Raw genomic sequence first — 19,856 nt, 5'->3', positions numbered from 1 at the left:
GAAAGTACTGCTCACCGCAGAAGAACTGAAAGTACACGTCCTGTGCCCAGCGCTCGCACACCGACTCATCACTTTCGTTGTAGGCATGCTTCAGATAGAGCAGTCCCACCATCAATCGAATTGGCAGTCGAGGACGTCCGGCTACGCTTACACCGGCGCCAGCCAGCTTGGGCGCCATCCCGAACAGATCGGGCACTGTGCTGCTTAGACCTTCGTGCGTGCGCCGCTCAAACAGCGGGACAAGCGTCGCTTCAATCGTGCTCCATGGCATACGCGTGGCCAGCACCGCAAGCGGGTGCCGTAGATCAATCATCGCGTCCAGGCGGCTACGAAAAAAATCCGGTGTCCCACAAGAACTTGTCTGGCTCGTGCTCATCGGCAGTATTGAAAACTCCCAGAAATTGCCCCTATTGGATTATCTTTCTGGGAGTTACGCAACCCCTCGAGCGACTTCTGCGCCTGACCGCAACAGCATCTCAACCTTTTTGCAGGGCCGACTACCTATGATTACCCCATTAAATCCAGAACTGTTTGGATTCACATAGAGCGCGTAGAACGAACCGTCATCGAGAACCACAGCGACTAAATCTTGATTCTTGTTGGTTTGACCACCATAGGCCCCTTGAGCATCCGTTACAGGACTGGATACGTCACCACCGCCTCCTCCGCAGCCGTATTGAGTAAAAGCCAGAACTATAGCAGCAAGTAATTTATTGTAATTGTTCAAATATTAACCCCGTTGTTCATATTGAGCAAAGTCTCTCCCATAACATTCTTCACAACCTGCTCGAATGGGATAGATACCGGCTTACATCCAGCCTTTGTTGAGCATAGTATTCTTCGCAATTCACTCAGGTACGTCTTTCCGTCATTATGTAGAAACAATCGGCAAGTCGTATGACTTAGGTGGTGAAAGACAGTGACAGGCTAACAGCGTATGCACCACCTACTGCTTACACCACCCATACTAGAAGCATCACTCCATGAGGTTAATCAAGAGTTGCACAAATACCACCCCGAACACTATCCATAGCAGCACATGATATTAATTATTTAAAATCGCTTACTCATATATAGAGACATGATATGTCCAATTACCCATGCCAATCTCCGAGCCGTCTTTTTCTCTAGAAACATTACTAATCGAAAGTGTTCCAAATGACCCAGGCGTAACGGGAATGATTACGCTGCAACCGCGATCTCCATTTTTTAGAAGACCATATTCACCTGCTTTTTCAAGCTCCGTCAATTTAATATCATCCCCCAGCCATGCCTCCGGCTTTTCTTTAGACACATAACCTTTCACACGACATACTCCATGATCGTATTCTTTGGGAATACTGCTAATCATGAACCACTGCGTCCTCTTTGATTCATTTCTCTTGATTAAATGGAGCATAGTAATTTCGCCATCCTTTTTATATTTAGTTGAGAAACCACATTCTTTGTGCCCAAAACAAACATATCTTCCCCCGCTGGCGGTTGCGTAGGACCAGCGACCAGACTGACAAAAGAGGGGCGTTCCATTGGCATCTCTTGCTATACGACCATTTTCAGGACAAGCAGTATCTTCTGCCACGATGTCCGTAATTTGGATTCCCTGAACTCGCATTACCCCGTCCTGCGGAGTGGACGTAGCCGTAGTGTATTGACCAATATCCGACCAAACAGGTGCTGATACAAGCGTAAACAAAAGCATCAACACAATTGCATTCATTCTGCACATTGCCGCCTCACTAGGTGAATTAATTCAATTATTCATAGTTGGCAAGCGTATTAGCTTGCTGAAGCCAGCATATTTCCCCGTCGAGCGGGTAACAATGAGTGTTGGCAAATTATCCATGGCAATTGTCGGCTTAGTACCTCTTGTGTTTCAAAGCGGCTTCACACTGAATGTAATCCGACACGCAATTACATGAGTACAAAGCTTACAAGTCAGAACACTGTCATTATGGAGCGCTCCACTATTGCCCTTGTCTTGTAGGAGCACTCTACTCCCTCGGTCCCTAGGGTACGCCGTTGTTACTGGCACTCGTCGCGTTGCTTCGCTCGCTCCAAGAGTGCGGCACAGATACGCGACTTGCGACAATGTCAGCAAGCCTCCTGGCAGCGAGCGAGGGCTGGAATGATGGGTTGTGTCGGTAAGTGTCCCGATATTGAATGAGGAGAACGCACAGTGCAAAACGGCAAACAGATAGCCCACGCGTGCACGCGCATTCGTGGCACGTTGCCAGAAGCGAGGCGGAGCATGGTCAATGGTGGGCGATGGTTTAGGCCCCGCCTACAGCCCCGCCACGGGCATGGCGCGCCCCTTTCTATACCCGTTTATACCGGGCGCATTCCGTCCCGTTTTAGGCCCGATTGTGTACCCGAACGAAGATGGAACAGCCGCCACGCGTACACAACTCATTGATTAAAAATGAAAAAATTAATACCAACCACTACCTACGATAGGCAGGAATGAAGCGGCCAGCGCCCGGCAGACTTTCCTGCCCCCCTCTCAATCCTCCGGGGTATTCGTCGGAAGACCGATGGGGGGAAACCAGGCGGGCACGCGGCGGCGCAAGCCTTACGAATTAGCAAAGTAAAATTAGGTCCGGGCACCAGGGACAGGCGGGTACAAATTTGGGAACACTGCGAGTCTAAAATGAGGCCATTTTGGGTCTTTTCCAACCGCATGGCTTGTGCGCAAGATCGTGCTAAAACCTTGATTTTTCTAGAAATTCTGGCGCGCCCGGCTGGGATCGAACCAGCAACCCCTGCCTTCGGAGGGCAGTACTCTATCCATTGAGCTACGGGCGCATCGCATTGCAGGGCATCCGAGGTAAACGGACGCCAAAACAGTCCAAAAGTATAACGCAACTCGACTGTGTCGTCCATCCGATGTGTGGGAATATCCGCCCCCGGCCATCGCGGTCCCGCATCGATTCCCGTACATGGGCGCTCCCCCGGTTTGCCAAGCGCTCAGTAGGTGACGACGCGAGGTAAAGATTTTCGCCTGTACATTCGGGTTCTGAGTGGGTAAACGCGCGCTGAATAGCACGGGAAGCTCCGTCACGCCTCGTTTCTTTGCGTCTATAATCGATCGACGGTTGTTATCGGCAGTCGTTCTGGCAGGCCCTGTCGTTCGCTACCACGCTTTACCGAATCCATTGTTAGAGAGACGAGACAGCATGAGCGAAGCACACGAAGCCCCGATCAAGAATCCGAAGCAGCTCATCGCGCTGGTCATTGCCAGCTTTGCGCTCCCGGTCATCATCATTGCGTTGCTCGTTAATTATGTGAACAACGGCACCCGTACCGGTGCCGGCACCGACGGTTTGTCGCACGAGCAGGTTTCCCGCCGTATCGCACCCGTAGCCCGCGTAGCGGTCCGCGACGCGAACACCCCAGGCGAAGGCCAACTCGCGTCTGACACATCGGCTGCCGAAACGCAATCCGCCGCGGTAGCAAATAGCGGTAGCGCGCAAGCTGCCGCAGCGGCAATCGCCGCGATTGCGTCTACGCCGCCGTCCGGCAGCGCCGCCACGTCCGCAAGCGCGGACGCCGCGCAGGCCGGCAAGGCACTGTACCAGCAGGTCTGCCAAACGTGCCATGCCGCCGGCGTAGCCGGCGCACCGAAGCTCGGTGACAAGGCGGCTTGGGCGCCACGGCTGAAGGAGTCGATGGATACTGTCTACCACTACGCGCTGCACGGCAAGGGCGCGATGCCGCCCAAAGGCGGCTCGAATGCTTCCGATGCCGACGTGAAGGCGGCCGTCGACTATATGGTAGGTGCAGCCAAATAGCCGGATTGGCACGGAGCGGCGCAGTCAACCCATCTGCGAACCTTAGGCCCACGCGGCGCGTCGGCTGTCCACAACGCGCCGCTGTGTTAGCGCCGCTGTGTTAACATCCCCGGTCCCAGCGAACCACATCGTCCGACGCGATGCATCCGTGCAGCGCGCGTCGTCGCCCTCCGCTACGCTCCATGTATGGCCTAAACCCCGCGCAAAGTGCCGCCGTCACCTATCTCGACGGCCCCTGCCTCGTGCTTGCCGGCGCCGGCAGCGGCAAGACGCGTGTCATCACGCAAAAGATCGCCCATCTGATCGAGGCAAAAGGTTTCGAGCCACGTCACATTGCTGCGGTTACCTTCACAAACAAGGCGGCAGCCGAAATGCGCGAACGGGTGGGCAAGCTGCTCGAGGGCAAAACGCTGACGACGCCTGGCAAGGAAGGCCGCAAAGTGCCCGTCAATCAGCTGACGGTATGCACGTTCCATTCGCTGGGCGTGCAGATCTTGCGTCAGGAAGCGGCACATGTCGGCTTGAAGCCGCAATTCTCGATCATGGACGCGGACGATTGCTTCGCCATGATCCAGGAGCAGGTCGGCACGACGGACAAGGGACTGATTCGCAGAATCCAGTCGATCATCTCGCTGTGGAAAAACGGCATGGTCACGCCGGAACAGGCCAGTGTACTCGCGCAGAATGAGGACGAAATGCAGGCGGCGATCGTGTTCCGCAATTACGCGGCGACGCTGCACGCGTATCAGGCGGTGGACTTCGACGACTTGATCCGGCTGCCCACGGAATTGTTCCGCGACAATGAGCCGGTGCGCGACAAATGGCAGAACCGGCTGCGCTACCTGCTGGTGGACGAGTACCAGGACACCAACGCGTGCCAGTACGAACTGCTGAAGCTGCTCGCCGGCCCGCGCGCGGCGTTCACGGCAGTCGGCGACGATGACCAAGCGATCTACGGCTGGCGCGGCGCGACATTGGAGAACCTTGCGCAATTGCAAGTGGACTTCCCCCGTCTTAAGGTCATCAAACTCGAGCAAAACTACCGCTCGACGGTGCGCATCCTGAACGCCGCAAACAGCGTGATCGCGCAAAACCCGAAACTGTTCGAGAAGAAGCTGTGGTCCGAGCATGGCATGGGTGACACGATTACCATGACGCCATGCAATGACGAAGAGCACGAAGCGGAATCGGTGGTGTTCCGCCTATCGGCGCACAAGTTCGAACGCCGCGCGCGTTTCCGCGACTATGCGATCCTGTACCGGGGCAACTTCCAAGCCCGGATCTTCGAGCAGGTGCTGCGCCGCGAGCGTATCCCGTACGTGCTGTCCGGCGGACAGTCGTTCTTCGATCGCGCCGAAATCAAGGACATCTGCGCCTATCTCCGGCTGATCGCTAATCACGACGATGATCCAGCGTTTATCCGCGCGATCACCACGCCGCGCCGAGGCGTGGGCAACACGACGCTAGAGGCGCTCGGTTCGTTTGCCGGCCAGGCGAAGGTGTCGCTGTTCGAGGCAGTCTATATGGGCGGCATCGAGGCGCGGCTGTCGCCACGTCAGGTCGAGCCGCTGCGGGTGTTCTGCGATTTCATTCAGCGCATCGCGGCGCGGGCCGGCACCGACCCAGCAACGACGCTACTGGATGATCTGATGGAAGCCATCCATTATGAAGCGTACCTGTATGACGCATTCGACGAGCGCCAGGCGCAGACCAAGTGGACAAACGTGCTCGAGTTCCTCGAATGGCTCAAGAAGAAGGGGACAAAACCGGAGCGCGACGCCACGCTCCGCGGAGCCGACACGCCAGGCGGCGAGGATGCCAACGACGATGACGAACAACACGCATACGGCTACGATCATGCGGACGGACTGGCCGATACCGGCAAGAACCTGCTGGGTTTGATTCAGACCGTCGCACTGATGTCGATGCTCGATGGCAAGGACGAGGACCCAGACGCGGTACGCCTGTCCACCATCCATGCGTCGAAGGGCCTCGAATATCCACACGTGTTTTTGGTAGGCGTCGAGGAAGGCATTCTTCCGCACCGCGGTGGCGCCGATGATGAGCCGATTGACGACGCGCGGATCGAGGAGGAGCGCCGCCTGATGTATGTCGCAATCACGCGCGCACAGCGCAGCCTGCATTTGAACTATTGCAAGAAGCGAAAGCGCGCAAGGGAGACGCTCGTGTGCGAGCCGTCCCGCTTTATTGCGGAAATGCGTCTGGACGATGCGCCGCCGCCCACGCCGGACGAAGCACCGATGACGCCCAAGGATCGGCTGGCGAGCCTGAAGGCCCTACTGCAGAAACAGCCAGGGTGAATACCATCACGCCGCGCATCACGTCACCATTAAAGAAATCCAGACCATAGCCAATGGGGCCGCAATCCGCCTGGCCCATTGCGCGCGCTGGACGGTAATACGGAGCTGTCGCGCGAATATCCGAGCGCGGATAGCGCGCGTACCAGCAGTTCTATGCGGCGATCGCGGACGCGGTCCGGTACGGCACGCCGCTGCCGGTCAGCGCTCGTGATGCGGCCGACGGCCTGGCGATCATCGAAAAGGCACGTGAAAGCGCGGCAACCGGACGGCGGCGCGCAAACCTTCGGCTTGATCGGATTGCTCATCGGGCCGACTGCGATGACCGTGTTGATGACGTGGTGGCGCGATTGGGCCGATTGACACAGCGGCGCGCGGCGCGCACAATCGCCACGCGCGCCGGGAGAGTGCGCCGGCTTCGTGCGACAAATCGCAAGCCGGTGCCGCCGAAGGGGCAACCCACAAACTCTCAGGCAAAAGGACCGTGCGCGCCGGACCGCCGACTCGTCGTCGCGCGCTGCCCGTCGGCGCGTGTGCACCAACCGGTCGGCACCGTACTCTGGAGAGCGGTAGTAGCAGCCGTGCGCGTGCAAACGCAGCGGCGCAGGCTACCCACCGAAGGGGCGCGCGCCGATGCGTGGCAGGCAAGCCGCGCGGCGCAATCTCTCAGGTACCGAGGACAGAGGGGTCATGCATGCATCCACCGCTACCCGGATGCTCGTGCGCCTTTTTGTGTTCGCGCTACCGAGAGCTTTCATGACTCAACTCAAAACCACCCCGCTCAACGCAGCCCACCGTACGCTTCAGGCACGCATGGTTGACTTCGGCGGCTGGGATATGCCGGTGAACTATGGCTCGCAGATTGACGAGCACCGCGCGGTGCGCAGCGACGCCGGCATGTTCGACGTGTCACACATGTGCGTCGTTGATATCACCGGCGCTGGCGCACGGGCGTTCCTGCGCATGGCATTGGCCAACAATGTCGACAAACTGCAAACGCCGGGCCGGGCACTGTACTCGTGCATGCTGAACGCAAGCGGCGGGGTGGTCGACGATCTGATCGTGTATTACTTCGCCGATGATGCGTTCCGCGTCGTGGTCAACGCCGGTACCGCGGACAAGGACATCGGCTGGCTCGGCCAACTCAACGCGCAAGGCAACTTCGGCGTCACGCTGACGCCGCGCCGGGACCTGGCCATCCTCGCCGTGCAAGGCCCGAATGCGCGGGTGAAGGTCGGGCAAGCCGTGCCGGCGGTGCAACAGCCGGGCGAAGCGCTCAAGCCCTTTAACGCCGCGCGCGTGGACGGCACGCCGTTCGGTGCACTGATGGTTGCCCGCACTGGCTATACCGGCGAGGACGGCTTCGAGATCATTGTCGAGACCGCGCACGTGCAAGCGTTGTGGCAGGCGCTGGCGGCGCACGGTGTCAAGCCATGCGGCCTGGGAGCGCGCGATACGCTGCGACTAGAGGCCGGCATGAATCTGTACGGGCAGGACATGGACGAAAATGTGTCACCGCTTGACGCTGGCCTCGCGTGGACCATCGATTTGTCAAGCGAGCGGGATTTCATCGGCAGCGCGGCGCTGCGCGCGCAGGGCCAGCGCGCGGCGTTCGTGGGCCTAGTGCTGGACAAGGACTCGCAGGGCAAGCCAGCGGGCATCTTGCGTGCACACCAGAAGGTGCTCACTGCACACGGCGACGGCGAAGTCACCAGTGGCACGTTCTCGCCGTCGTTGCAGCAATCCATCGCATTGGCACGCGTGCCGACGGCCGTGTCGGCCGGCGACACCGTACAGGTCGTGATCCGCGACAAGGCGTTGCCCGCGCGGGTGGTTAAACTACCGTTCGTGCGCCACGGCAAGCCGCTCGTCTGACGGCGACGTGCCACCACCACCGCGCACTGTCCCCCGCGCCGCGCCGGCGCACACCGATTCACGAGCTCAACGATATCAGGAGTCGTCCATGACCATCCCGGCCGAACTTAAATACACCGAATCTCATGAGTGGATTCGCAAGGAAGACGACGGCACGCTGACCGTCGGCATCACCGACCACGCGCAGGAAGCACTGGGCGACGTCGTATTTCTCGAACTTCCGGAAGCCGGCAAGCAGGTCGAGGCTGGCGACGCGATCGCAGTGATCGAATCAGTCAAGGCGGCCTCTGACATCTATGCGCCGGTTGCTGGCGAAATCGTCGAGTCCAATGACGCGCTGACCAGTGCGCCGGACCAGGTCAACGGCGCGCCATACGAGTCCTGGTTGTTCCGTATCAAGCCCGCGGACGTGGCCGCGTTGGACCCATTGCTCGACGCGGCCGCGTACGGCCAGGCGATCGGCGCCTGATTGACCTCAACGGGTCCACGCCGGCCCCGCGCGTCGCGGCGGCGTGGACCAACAGGATTTCGATATGAAGCCAGAGCTCCCGGATCACCTGACGAATCGCGCCAACCGTCCCACACTCACCGAGCTTGAACGACACGACGCTTTCGCCGAACGTCACATCGGGCCTAGCGCCGACGATCAGCGGCAGATGCTGGCGGTGCTCGGCTTCGATCACCGCGACGCGCTGATCGACGCGGTGATTCCGCCGAACATCCGGCGTCGTGACAGCCTGCCGCTTGGCGAATTCACCGCGCCGCGCAGCGAGGCCGAAGCGCTCGCACGACTGCGCGAACTGGCGTGCCAAAACGAAGTGTTCCGCAGCTACATTGGTCAGGGCTACTATGGCACACATACGCCCGCGGTGATCCTGCGCAACGTGCTCGAGAACCCGGCCTGGTACACCGCCTATACGCCGTACCAGCCCGAAATCTCGCAAGGCCGGCTCGAGGCGCTGCTCAATTTTCAGCAGATGGTGATCGACCTGACCGGGCTGGACACCGCCAATGCATCGCTGCTCGACGAAGGCACGGCGGCGGCCGAGGCCATGACGCTGCTGCAGCGCGTGGGCAAGCCACGCTCGAACGTGTTCTACGTGGCCGATGACGTGCTCCCACAGACGATTGAGGTGGTCCGCACGCGCGCGCAGCCGGTGGGCATCGACGTGCGGGTCGGCCCTGCCGCGGCGGCGGCGCAAGCCGGCGCGTTCGGCGTGCTGCTGCAGTATCCGGGCGTCAACGGCGACGTACGTGACTATCGCGACCTGACCGACGCAATCCATGAAGCCGGCGCGCACGTGGTAGCCGCCGCCGATCTGTTGGCGCTGACGCTGTTGACGCCGCCTGGCGAGTGGGGCGCGGATGTCGCAGTGGGCACCTCACAGCGCTTTGGCGTGCCGCTCGCGTTCGGCGGCCCGCACGCTGCGTATCTTGCCGTGCGCGACGCGTTCAAGCGGCAGATGCCGGGGCGGCTCGTCGGCGTGACCGTCGATGCACAAGGCAAGCCCGCGTTGCGGCTGGCACTGCAAACCCGTGAGCAGCATATCCGTCGCGAGAAGGCGACCTCGAATGTGTGCACCGCGCAGGCATTGCTGGCCATCATGGCTAGCCTGTACGCGGTCTACCACGGTCCACGAGGCCTGCGGCAGATCGCCGAGCGCGTGCACCGCATCGCGGCGATGCTCGCGACCGGCGTGCGGCAGCTCGGCTACACGCTCGCCAATGACACGTTCTTCGACACGTTGACGATTGAGTCGGGCGCGCGCACCGAAGCGCTGCACGAGGCTGCGCTCGCGCGGCGGATCAACCTGCGCCGGATCGACGGCGCGCGCGTGGGCGTGTCGATCGATGAGACGACGACGCGTTCGGACCTGGCCGATTTGCTCGCGCTGTTCGCCGAAACGGCCGGCGCGGCGCCCGCGCTCGCTGGCATGCAGCCGGGCACCGCGCACGCGCACGTCGGCGCGCCGACGTGGGACATCGACGCGCTGGACGCCAGCGTCGAAGACACGCTGCCTGCCGCGTTGTGGCGCCGCAGTGCGTATCTAACGCATCCGGTGTTTAACCGCCACCATTCCGAGACGGAAATGCTGCGCTACCTGCGCCGGCTTGCCGACAAGGACCTTGCCCTAGATCGCGCGATGATCCCGCTCGGTTCGTGCACGATGAAACTGAACGCCACGTCGGAGATGCTGCCCGTCACGTGGCCCGAGTTCGCGCAGATCCATCCGTTCGCGCCCGCCTCGCAAACCGTCGGCTATCGCAAAATGATCGAGCAGCTCGAGCGGATGCTCGTGGCGTGCACCGGCTATGCCGCAGTATCACTGCAACCGAATGCCGGCTCGCAGGGTGAGTACGCCGGGTTGCTCATCATCCACGCGTACCACGCGTCGCGCGGCGAAGGACATCGCAACGTCTGCCTGATCCCGGCGTCCGCGCATGGCACCAATCCGGCATCCGCCCAGATGGCCGGCATGCAAGTCGTGGTTGTCGCGTGCGATGCGCAGGGCAATGTCGACGTCGAGGACCTGAAGACCCAGGCTGCGCGCCATGCAGACAAGCTGGCGGCGATCATGATCACGTACCCGTCCACGCATGGCGTGTTCGAGCAAAACGTGCGAGAGATTTGCGAGATCGTCCACGCGCATGGGGGCCAGGTGTACGTCGACGGCGCGAATATGAACGCGATGGTGGGCCTGACCGCTCCGGGTCAATTCGGCGGCGACGTGTCGCACTTGAACCTGCACAAGACCTTTTGCATCCCGCACGGCGGTGGCGGCCCAGGCGTTGGCCCCGTCGCGGTGGCCGCCCACCTGGCGCGCTTCCTGCCGAACCAGCGTTCGGTCGGCTATGTGCGCGAAGGCGCGGCGACGCCAGCTGGCAATCCGGACGGGATCGGCGCGGTCTCGTCGGCGCCGTACGGTTCAGCCGCCATCCTGCCGATTTCGTGGATGTACATTGCAATGATGGGCGCGTGCGGCCTCAAGTCGGCGACCGAGACGGCGATCCTGAACGCGAACTACATCGCCAAGCGCCTTGCCCCACACTACCCGGTGCTGTATTCCGGAGCCGGCGGCCTGGTCGCGCATGAATGCATCCTGGACTTGCGGCCGATCAAGGACGCAAGCGGCGTAACCGTCGAGGACGTCGCAAAGCGGCTGATCGACTATGGTTTCCACGCACCGACGATGAGTTTTCCGGTGCCCGGCACGTTGATGATCGAGCCGACCGAGTCGGAATCCAAGGCGGAGTTGGACCGTTTCATCGACGCGATGATCGCAATCCGCGACGAAATTCGCGCGATCGAGCAAGGCCACACTGACCGAGACGACAACCCGCTCAAGCATGCACCGCATACGGCCGCGGTCATTGGCGCCGACACGTGGCCTCATGCCTACGGGCGCGAACAGGCTGCGTATCCAGTCCCGTCGCTGGCAGCCAGCAAGTACTGGCCGCCCGTAGGCCGCGCCGACAATGCGTACGGCGATCGCAATCTGTTTTGCTCGTGCGTGCCGGTCTCCGACTATGCGTAGCGCGGCACTGTCATGTTAGCGCCGAACGAACCCCACGCTTTCGGGCCCAAACACAGCAAGGAGACTTGCGTCCGCTGCGGATCGCGAAAACCCACGCATGCGGCGTTCACATTCCCGCGTGGGTTGCTCTCCCCTACCGTTGCTTCACAAGCACTTTAGCCTTGAGAGCCGCACCGCTGTCGTGACCGAGAATCGACACGGTGCAAGTCTGGCCCAACGGGGTCCCTTATGATGAAATGTTCGTAAATTTGCGCGGCGCAGCATCAATGCAGCGCACGAAACCGTGGGTCACGACTTACCAGCCAAGCTTCAATCCGATCGACGAGACGAAGCTCGAGGGCTCGATTCTCGCGTACGACTTGACCGCCAGTGCACTGCCGGCCAAGACGCGCAACGCGACGATCGCGTTCCTGCGCACACTGGCGCGCGGCTATGTCGAGCGCATCGGCAGCCAGCCCCGGCCGCTCCGGCATACGTTCGCGAACAACTGGCAGAGCCATCGCGTCAAGCTGATCGCGATAGCCGCGTTCACGCTGGATGATCGCAAGTTGATCGATGCCGCGCAGCGGCTGTTCGTGGAGCAGGTCGGCACAAACATTGCCCCGGATGGCACAACACGGGATTTTGGCGAGCGCGATGCGCTGCACTACGTGACCTATGATTTGCAGCCGTTGGTGATGGCCGCGCTAGCCGCGCGCCGGCACAACCGTAACTGGCTGCGCGAGCGCAGCACCTGCGGTGCGACGCTGGAGCGCGCGCTCGATTGGCTCGTCCCGTATGCGCTCGGCCGCGCGAGCCATGAGGAGTTCGTCCACAACCGCGTGCCGTTCGATGAAACACGCCGCGCCGCCGGATTGCGCGGCTTCAGTGGCGCGTGGGACCCTCGCAGCGCGGCAGAGCTGTTTCATCTCGCCGCGCGGCTAAACGGGCGGTACCAGCCCGTGGCGCTGCACCTGGCGCCCGTGCCGCCGCCGTGGCTCGCCACATGCCTGCCGCTGCCCGCGCGCTCAAGCGAGCGATGAAACAACGCGAGCGCAACATCAGCATTGCAACCGCCTGCCCCGCTGGTCCGGCCGCGGGCGTAGCGTGACACTTCTGGAGTCGCCATGGCCGTCAGCGTATTCGATTTGTTCAAGATTGGCATTGGCCCGTCGAGCTCGCACACGGTCGGCCCAATGCGTGCCGCACTGCTGTTCGCGCAAGGTTTGCAGCGCGACCTCTTGCTGCCGACCACCGCATCGGTCAAGGTCGAGCTCTATGGCTCGCTCGGCGCGACCGGCAAGGGCCATGGCACCGACCGTGGCGTCATGCTCGGCCTGCTTGGCGAGGCGCCGGACACCGTGCAGGCCGAGACGATCGCGGGCAAGCTCGAGCACGTCGCCTCGTCGCGCACGCTTGCGCTACTCGGCACGCATCCGGTTCCGTTCCTGCCAAAGGAGCATATCGTGTTCTACCGGCAGGCGTTGCCCGAACATCCGAACGGCTTAAAGCTACGGGCGCTCGACGCCGCCGGCGGCGTGCTGCGCGAATCGACCTATCTGTCCGTGGGGGGCGGCTTCGTGGTCACGGCCGGTGCGTCCAATACACGCGTGCTCAATGCGCACGAGCAGCTGCCACACCCTTTCTCGACCGGCAGCGAGTTGTTGCAGCGATGTACGCAGACCGGGCGCACCATCGCACAACTGATGTTCGAGAATGAGCGAATATGGCGTAGCGACGACGCGATCCGTGCCGATCTCCTGCGTATCTGGGACGTGATGCAGTCATGCGTCGCGCGCGGTTGCGGCATCGGCAACCCTGCGGCGAACGGCAACCTGCCGGGCCCGTTCCAGGTGCGCCGGCGGGCGCCTCAGTTGTATCGCGACCTGTCGGGCAAGCCCGAGGTGGCATTGCGCGATCCACTCTCCATGGTGGATTGGATCAATTTGTACGCGATCGCGGTCAACGAGGAAAACGCAGCCGGGGCCCGCGTGGTGACAGCGCCAACGAACGGCGCAGCCGGGATTATCCCAGCTGTGCTGCATTACTACACGCGGTTCGTGCCTGGCGCTAACGACGCGGGCGTTATCGATTTCTTGTTGACCGCAGGAGCGATCGGCATCCTGTACAAGCTTAATGCATCGATCTCCGGCGCCGAGGTCGGTTGCCAGGGCGAGGTTGGGGTCGCCTGCTCGATGGCGGCCGGCGCGCTGGCCGCGGTCATGGGGGCCACGCCCGCGCAAGTCGAGAATGCAGCGGAGATCGGCATGGAGCACAACCTGGGGTTGACCTGCGACCCGGTGGGTGGCATGGTGCAAATCCCCTGCATTGAGCGCAATGCGATGGCGTCGGTCAAGGCCGTCAATGCCGCGCGGATGGCACTGCGCGGCGACGGCTCGCACTACGTGTCACTCGATTCGGTGATCAAGACGATGCGCGAGACCGGCGCCGACATGAAAACGAAGTACAAGGAGACGTCCCGCGGCGGCCTCGCCGTGAACATCGTCGAGTGCTGACGGTACGCAAATAAGCGAGTAAGCTCGCGTCATCCACGCACGAGCGCTCGGCTGCGACTTACTGACCGCCCACGCTTTGCAGCGGGGTCCATTGGCCGTTGACGACCTTGTACAGCGTGATACCACCGTTCTTTAGGTCGCCCTTCGCGTCGTACGCGACGTGCTTGGCCGTGACGCCCGACATGTCGGTCCTCGCCAGCGCCGGCAGGTACTTCGCCGGATCGGTTGAGTTGGCCTGCTTCATCGCTTCGAATAGGGCCATCGCGCCATCGTACGCATACGGTGAATAGGTCTGTACATCTTCGCCGAAACGCTTCTTGTACTTCGCGACATAGTCCTTGCCACCCGGCATTTCTCCCAGCGGCAGGCCCGCCAGCGACGCGATTGTGCCATTGGCGGCGTCGCCCGCGATCTTCAGGAACGTGTCGGTCTTGACCATTTCGCCAGCCATGAGCGGCGCCTTGATCCCTAGCGCCTTCATTTGCTTGACCATCGGAGCGGCTTGCGCGTCCGCGCCGCCATAGTAGACCAGATCCGGCGTCACCGACTTCACCTTGGTTAGAATCGCCTTGAAGTCGACCGCTTTGTCGTTCGTGTACTCGCGCTCAAGAATTTTCGCGCCCGAGGCCTTCGCGGCCTTCTCGAACTGATCAGCCAGGCCTTGGCCATACGCAGTTCGGTCGTCGATGATCACAACCTTCTTCAGTTTCAGCGTCCTCGCCGCGAACGTGCCAGCCACCGAGCCTTGCTGCGTGTCAGAGGTCATCATCCGGAACGTCGTTTTATAGCCCTGCTGCGTGTATTCCGGCGCGGTTGCCATCGCGATCTGCGCAATCCCGGCGTTCGCATAGATGCGCGATGCCGGAATCGTTGTCCCCGAGTTGAAATGGCCGAGCATGCCCTTGATACCGTCGTCGACGAGCTTTTGCGCAACGGTCGTGCCGGTACGCGGGTCGGCCTGGTCATCGCCAGTGTCCAGCACGATTTGCACCGGCTTGCCGCCGATCACCGGCTTGGTCGCGTTGAAGTCCTCGATCGCAAGCACGATGCCGTTGTGCATGTCCTTGCCATAGTGCGCTTGGGCGCCGGTCATCGGTGCGGCAAAGCCCACCTTCACCTGCTCTGCCTGCTGCGCGTGCGCTACGCTCCCCGCAACCGACAAAGCGGCGAACAACATCGCACCCGTCAGCTTTTTCATCGTGTACTCCATCGAGACATCTCCTTTTGGCTTTAAGGGTGAGGCGTCGCCCGGAGTCCGCCGTGCCCCGCCTCGCTTCGTGTCAAGCGACCAAGTGGTGTTTAGCCGATTGCCATCAAACTGGCATTCCCGCCCGCGGCGGCTGTGTTGACGCTCACCGAGCGCTCGGTCAACAGTCGCTCAAGCGCATAGTCGTCGCCGAAGGCGCCATCGTCGAACGCGCCAGCCGCAACGCCCTGCACGCCGACGATCGGGCCGCCGCGCGCGGCGATTTGCCGCACCAGCGATTGCAACGCATCGCTGTCACCCTCGAACAGCACGGCATCATACTCGACGTCGAGGTCACCGTCGCGGCTCACCGCCGCGTGGCTGTGCAACGCGGCCGGCAGCGCGCCAACCAGTTGCTCGCCGCTCGCGCCGATGAACAGCGCGCGGTTGCCGGTGGCCAGCACCGCCGCCAACTGTGCGCGTGCGCCGCTGGCCGTCGACGCACTGCACAGTACCGTGCCACGTGCGCTGAGCGCATAGGTGTTGCGCTCCCCTGTCGGGCCTGGCAGTGCGGCCGTGGCACCGACGAGCACCTGGCTCAGGTAACCGTCGCAACGAGCGGCGAGTTGGGCATCGTACTCGCTGATCAACCAGTCGCGAAACGCCGTGAGCGCCGCCACCGGTCCGCCGCCGGCCGGCGTCTCCTCACTCAGTGACCTGGCCAACGACGCGGGTATGCCGTTCGGACGTTTGGCCAGCAGCCGATGCAGGTACAGCGGTCCACCCGCCTTCGGCCCCGTGCCCGAGAGCCCTTCTCCGCCGAACGGCTGCACGCCGACCACCGCACCGATCACGTTGCGGTTCACATAGATATTGCCCACATGCACACGCTCGATGACGTGGTCGATCGTCTCATCGATCCGCGTGTGGACCCCTAGCGTCAGTCCATAGCCGGTCGCACGGATAGCCTCCAGCAGCGATGCCAGCGCATTGCGACGGTAGCGCACCACATGCAGCACCGGACCGAACACCTCGCGCTCCAACTCGTCGATGCTGTCGAGCTCAATCAGTGTCGGCGGCACGAACGTGCCATGCTGACAGCCGTGCGGCAGCGGCAATTGGAACACCTTGTGGCCCTTGTCGCGCATCGCCGCGATATGCGCTTCGATGCCGCGCTTGGCTTCGGCATCGATGACCGGGCCGACGTCGGTAGACAGACGATCTGGATTGCCAATCGACAATTCGCGCATTGCGCCGGTCAGCATCTGCAACGTGCGCCGCGCCACGTCCTCCTGCAGGCACAGCACGCGTAGCGCCGAACACCGCTGGCCGGCCGAGTCGAACGCCGACTGCAACACGTCCGCGACGACCTGCTGGGCCAGCGCCGACGAATCGACGATCATCGCGTTCTGGCCGCCGGTCTCGGCGATCAGCGCAATCGGCTTGCCGTCCGGGCCCAGCCGTTCGGATAGCGTGCGGTTGATGACGCGTGCGACCTCGGTGGAGCCGGTAAACATCACGCCACGGGTACGCGGATCGGCGACCAACGCAGCGCCCACCCGCTCCCCGTCGCCGGGCAGCAATTGCACGGCGCCCGTTGGAACGCCGGCCTCGTGCAGGATGCGCACCGCCTGCGCGGCAATCAGCGGCGTCTGCTCGGCGGGTTTCGCCAGCACCGTATTGCCGGCGGCCAGCGCCGCCGCGACCTGGCCCATAAAGATCGCCAGCGGAAAATTCCATGGACTGATACAGACAATCGGCCCAAGCGGACGGTGCGTGTCGTTGGAAAACTCGCCGCGGATTTGAGTCGAGTAATAGCGCAGAAAATCAATCGCCTCGCGGATCTCGGAGATCGCATTCGACAACGACTTGCCCGCCTCGCGCACGACCAGCCCCATGAGCGCATGGGTCCGCGCTTCGAGCAGGTCGGCGGCGCGCTCCAGGCAGTCGGCGCGCGCCTGCACGGGCGTGGCTTGCCAGATCGGCGCGGTCGTGAGCGCGGTGGCGAGCGCGGCTTGCACGTGCTCGGCCGTCGCGTCCACCACCGTGCCGACCACGTCGCGATGATCGGCGGGGTTGCGCACTTCACGCGGCGTGCCGCTCACTACCTCGCCGGGCGGCAGCGTCGGCGCGGCATGCCACATCACGTTGGCGCTCGCGAGTAATGCCGACGACAGCGACGCGAGGCGATGCTCATTGGACAGGTCCAGCCCCATTGAGTTGACCCGTTCGCTGCCATACAGCGCGCGCGGCAACGGGATCTTGGGGTGGGGCGCGCCGAGCGGCACGATCCGCGATGCCTCGCCGACCGGATCGGCCACCAGTTCGCCCACGGGCACCGCCTCATCGGCAACCCGGTTCACGAATGATGTGTTCGCACCGTTCTCCAGCAGCCGACGCACTAGGTATGCGAGCAGCGTCTCATGGGTGCCAACCGGCGCGTACACGCGGCACGCACGATTGAGCTTGTCGCGGCCGGTCACTTCCTCGTACAGCGGCTCGCCCATCCCGTGCAGGCACTGGAACTCGTACTGGCCCGGATAATAGTTCCGGCCCGCCAAATGGTAGATCGCCGACAACGTATGAGCGTTGTGCGTGGCGAACTGAGGGTACACTGCATCGGGCGCGCCCAGCAGTTTCTTTGCACACGCGAGATAGGACACGTCAGTGTAGACCTTGCGGGTGTAGACGGGGTAGCCTTCGAGCCCATCCACCTGCGCCCGCTTGATCTCGCTGTCCCAGTACGCGCCCTTGACCAGCCGCACCATCAGGCGATGGCCGCTGCGGCGGGCCAGATCAAGCAAGTAGTCGATCACGAACGGACAACGCTTCTGGTACGCCTGCACGACAAAGCCGATGCCGTTCCAGCCGGCCAGCTCCGGGTCGAAGCACAACGCCTCGAGCAGATCCAGCGAGATCTCCAGCCGCTGCGCTTCCTCTGCATCGATGTTCAGGCCGATATCGTAGCGGCGCGCCAGGCGTGCCAGCGCTCGCACCCGCGGCAGCAACTCGCTCATCACGCGCTCGTACTGCGCGCGCGAGTATCGCGCATGCAACGCCGACAGCTTGATCGAGATCCCCGGTCCGTCGTAGATGCCGCGCCCGCCCGCGGCCTTGCCGATCGCGTGGATCGCCTGCTCGTACAATGCATAGTAATGCTGAGCATCTTCGTCGGTCGTTGCCGCCTCGCCGAGCATGTCATACGAATAGCGAAAGCCGCACGCCTCGTATTTCCGACCGTTCGCCAGCGCCTCGGAAATCGTCTCGCCGGCGACGAATTGCTCGCCCATCAACCGCATTGCCATGCCCACGCCCTTGCGGATCAACGGCTCGCCACCCTTGCCGATTATCCGCGTGAGTGCGCACGACAGGCCCACCTCGCTGTTGGTCGCGACCAGCTTGCCCGTGATCATCAAGCCCCATGTCGCGGCGTTGACGAACAGCGACGAGGCATGGCCGACGTGCGACTTCCAGTCGCCCTTGCTGATCTTGTCACGGATCAGCGCATCGCGCGTGGCCCGGTCCGGAATCCGCAGCAGTGCCTCGGCCACGCACATCAGCGCGACGCCTTCCTGGCTCGACAGCGAGAACTCATGGATTAACCCTTCGACGCCACCGCCGGTACGCTTAGCGCGCAACGCCTCGACCAAGCGCGTGGCGAGCATCTGAACGTCGCTGGCCAGTGGCGCCGCCAGCCGCGCCTGTCCGATTAGGAACGGCACGCACTCCGGCTCCGGACGCCGATAGGCCGCGGTGATCGCCGCACGCAGCACCGACTGCGGCTGCACGTTCTGCGCAAATTCCAGGAACGGGTGCGGCGCGCCGTCGTCCGGTTCGATGCCCGACTCGCCGGCGTCGGCCACCCCATTGGACGGCGACAACTCGGGAGGCAACGTACCGTGCTCAATTTTCTCCAGGTACGCGAAAATTGCCTGCTTGATCAGCCAGTGCGGCGTGCGTTCCAGACGCAAGGCCGCTTCTTTGAGTCGGGTCCGCAGCAGATCGTCAACTTTAACGCCAAGGGTGGTGCTAGCCATGATTCCTTTCCATCGGCGTCGCCGCCGGACCGCTCGAAAAAATCTGGCTGATCGTACTGCGCACATAAAAAAGGCGCAACCTTTTCCAGCCGAGGGCTGCACCTCGATAAGTTATTTATTTACAAGGGTTTACGGAGTTGCTTGCGCAACGAATCGAGCGGCTGGACGTTGGTGTTTTCCCTAGTCATCGAGACGGGGCAGTCCGCCGTTATCAAGATGGAGGACGCAGCAAGACGAGGCAAGCGCATCGCACCCGTCGCGCGGCGACACGCGTTCATCGTCGGGCCGGCGTCGGCGGCTATCGGCCACGCCAGGACCGAAGCAGGGACTGAATACGGAGAGACTTGCCATGGTGTGCTCAAGACTTTTTGCGTCGGCGTCGCGGTGCCGGCAATCGGCACAACTGCCGTACACTCGCATCGGTTCGCCCACGGACACGCCGCTGCGGCGCTCGCCCGTCACCGGGGAACTCATTGGCCGGAATCCGCCCCGTAGCTACCGGATACGGACACTGACAGCACGCAGCCGGCTACTTCGTTGACGGTGCCGCTCGTGTGCGTCCTTCGGTTCCGTCTTTTCGTTCCAAGCGATCCATGCAAGCACCGTCGCGACGCTACCGCG

Annotated in this window: 11 protein-coding genes, 1 tRNA gene, 1 pseudogene and 2 riboswitches; of the genes and pseudogenes, 7 read left to right on the top strand and 6 right to left on the bottom strand. The window is 62.3% G+C overall.

Annotation, left to right across the window (positions count from 1 at the left end):
* The 4 genes from KQH60_RS00955 to KQH60_RS00940 form a co-directional block, all read right to left on the bottom strand.
* The coding region (locus KQH60_RS00955; RefSeq protein ID WP_237574676.1) for a transposase at positions 1 to 376 on the bottom strand (376 nt) is incomplete at its 3' end.
* A gap of 54 nt (positions 377 to 430) precedes the next feature.
* Positions 431 to 727: a hypothetical protein gene (locus KQH60_RS00950; RefSeq protein ID WP_237574675.1), complete on the bottom strand. Its 297-nt coding sequence runs from the start codon at positions 725 to 727 to the stop codon at positions 431 to 433.
* Positions 728 to 1,063: 336 nt separating this feature from the next.
* Positions 1,064 to 1,717, bottom strand: coding sequence for a hypothetical protein (locus KQH60_RS00945; protein WP_237574673.1), 654 nt, complete (start codon positions 1,715 to 1,717; stop codon positions 1,064 to 1,066).
* Positions 1,718 to 2,726: 1,009 nt separating this feature from the next.
* Positions 2,727 to 2,802, bottom strand: a tRNA-Arg gene (locus KQH60_RS00940).
* 371 nt (positions 2,803 to 3,173) lie between these two features.
* On the opposite strand from KQH60_RS00940, the gene KQH60_RS00935 reads away from it, so the two are divergent.
* The 7 genes and pseudogenes from KQH60_RS00935 to KQH60_RS00905 all read left to right on the top strand — a co-directional run bounded on the left by KQH60_RS00935 (position 3,174) and on the right by KQH60_RS00905 (position 14,012).
* Positions 3,174 to 3,788: a cytochrome c5 family protein gene (locus KQH60_RS00935; protein ID WP_237574671.1), complete on the top strand. Its 615-nt coding sequence runs from the start codon at positions 3,174 to 3,176 to the stop codon at positions 3,786 to 3,788.
* A gap of 182 nt (positions 3,789 to 3,970) precedes the next feature.
* A complete protein-coding gene (locus KQH60_RS00930; protein ID WP_237574670.1) occupies positions 3,971 to 6,109 on the top strand; it encodes a UvrD-helicase domain-containing protein in 2,139 nt (712 codons plus the stop codon).
* Positions 6,110 to 6,496: 387 nt separating this feature from the next.
* A riboswitch (glycine riboswitch) is annotated at positions 6,497 to 6,600 on the top strand.
* A gap of 55 nt (positions 6,601 to 6,655) precedes the next feature.
* Positions 6,656 to 6,799: riboswitch (glycine riboswitch) on the top strand.
* Between the two features lie 63 nt (positions 6,800 to 6,862).
* Entirely contained in the window at positions 6,863 to 7,981 is a 1,119-nt protein-coding gene (gcvT, locus tag KQH60_RS00925; RefSeq protein WP_237574669.1) for a glycine cleavage system aminomethyltransferase GcvT, read from the top strand.
* Positions 7,982 to 8,069: 88 nt separating this feature from the next.
* Positions 8,070 to 8,450 (top strand): glycine cleavage system protein GcvH, encoded by a 381-nt coding sequence (gene gcvH, locus KQH60_RS00920; RefSeq protein ID WP_237574667.1) that lies wholly within the window; start codon positions 8,070 to 8,072, stop codon positions 8,448 to 8,450.
* Positions 8,451 to 8,514: 64 nt separating this feature from the next.
* On the top strand, positions 8,515 to 11,517 hold the full coding sequence (gene gcvP / locus KQH60_RS00915; protein ID WP_237574665.1) for an aminomethyl-transferring glycine dehydrogenase: 3,003 nt from the start codon (positions 8,515 to 8,517) through the stop codon (positions 11,515 to 11,517).
* Between the two features lie 284 nt (positions 11,518 to 11,801).
* A pseudogene (locus KQH60_RS00910) lies at positions 11,802 to 12,539 on the top strand (alginate lyase family protein); the annotation flags it as partial.
* An 84-nt stretch (positions 12,540 to 12,623) separates the two neighbouring features.
* Positions 12,624 to 14,012, top strand: a complete 1,389-nt coding sequence (locus KQH60_RS00905) for an L-serine ammonia-lyase (protein ID WP_237574664.1) — start codon at positions 12,624 to 12,626, stop codon at positions 14,010 to 14,012.
* A 58-nt stretch (positions 14,013 to 14,070) separates the two neighbouring features.
* On the opposite strand, the gene KQH60_RS00900 is transcribed toward KQH60_RS00905, so the two are convergent.
* On the bottom strand, positions 14,071 to 15,222 hold the full coding sequence (locus tag KQH60_RS00900; RefSeq protein WP_237574663.1) for a branched-chain amino acid ABC transporter substrate-binding protein: 1,152 nt from the start codon (positions 15,220 to 15,222) through the stop codon (positions 14,071 to 14,073).
* Between the two features lie 89 nt (positions 15,223 to 15,311).
* Positions 15,312 to 19,235: a trifunctional transcriptional regulator/proline dehydrogenase/L-glutamate gamma-semialdehyde dehydrogenase gene (putA, locus tag KQH60_RS00895; RefSeq protein WP_237574662.1), complete on the bottom strand. Its 3,924-nt coding sequence runs from the start codon at positions 19,233 to 19,235 to the stop codon at positions 15,312 to 15,314.
* Positions 19,236 to 19,856 lie beyond the last annotated feature (621 nt).

The sequence above is a fragment of the Mycetohabitans sp. B8 genome (genome assembly GCF_021991875.1).
Classification (GTDB): domain Bacteria; phylum Pseudomonadota; class Gammaproteobacteria; order Burkholderiales; family Burkholderiaceae; genus Mycetohabitans.
The sequence above is the reverse complement of the archived record's forward strand: the minus strand, read 5'-3'. Positions and strand labels throughout refer to the sequence as shown.

Coding starts and splice junctions, on each gene's coding strand:
- KQH60_RS00945 (WP_237574673.1), bottom strand. CDS start 1,717: ATGAATGCAATTGTGTTGATGCTTTTGTTTACGCTTGTATCAGCACCT.
- gcvP (WP_237574665.1), top strand. CDS start 8,515: ATGAAGCCAGAGCTCCCGGATCACCTGACGAATCGCGCCAACCGTCCC.
- KQH60_RS00935 (WP_237574671.1), top strand. CDS start 3,174: ATGAGCGAAGCACACGAAGCCCCGATCAAGAATCCGAAGCAGCTCATC.
- gcvT (WP_237574669.1), top strand. CDS start 6,863: ATGACTCAACTCAAAACCACCCCGCTCAACGCAGCCCACCGTACGCTT.
- KQH60_RS00900 (WP_237574663.1), bottom strand. CDS start 15,222: ATGGAGTACACGATGAAAAAGCTGACGGGTGCGATGTTGTTCGCCGCT.
- KQH60_RS00930 (WP_237574670.1), top strand. CDS start 3,971: ATGTATGGCCTAAACCCCGCGCAAAGTGCCGCCGTCACCTATCTCGAC.
- KQH60_RS00905 (WP_237574664.1), top strand. CDS start 12,624: ATGGCCGTCAGCGTATTCGATTTGTTCAAGATTGGCATTGGCCCGTCG.
- putA (WP_237574662.1), bottom strand. CDS start 19,235: ATGGCTAGCACCACCCTTGGCGTTAAAGTTGACGATCTGCTGCGGACC.
- gcvH (WP_237574667.1), top strand. CDS start 8,070: ATGACCATCCCGGCCGAACTTAAATACACCGAATCTCATGAGTGGATT.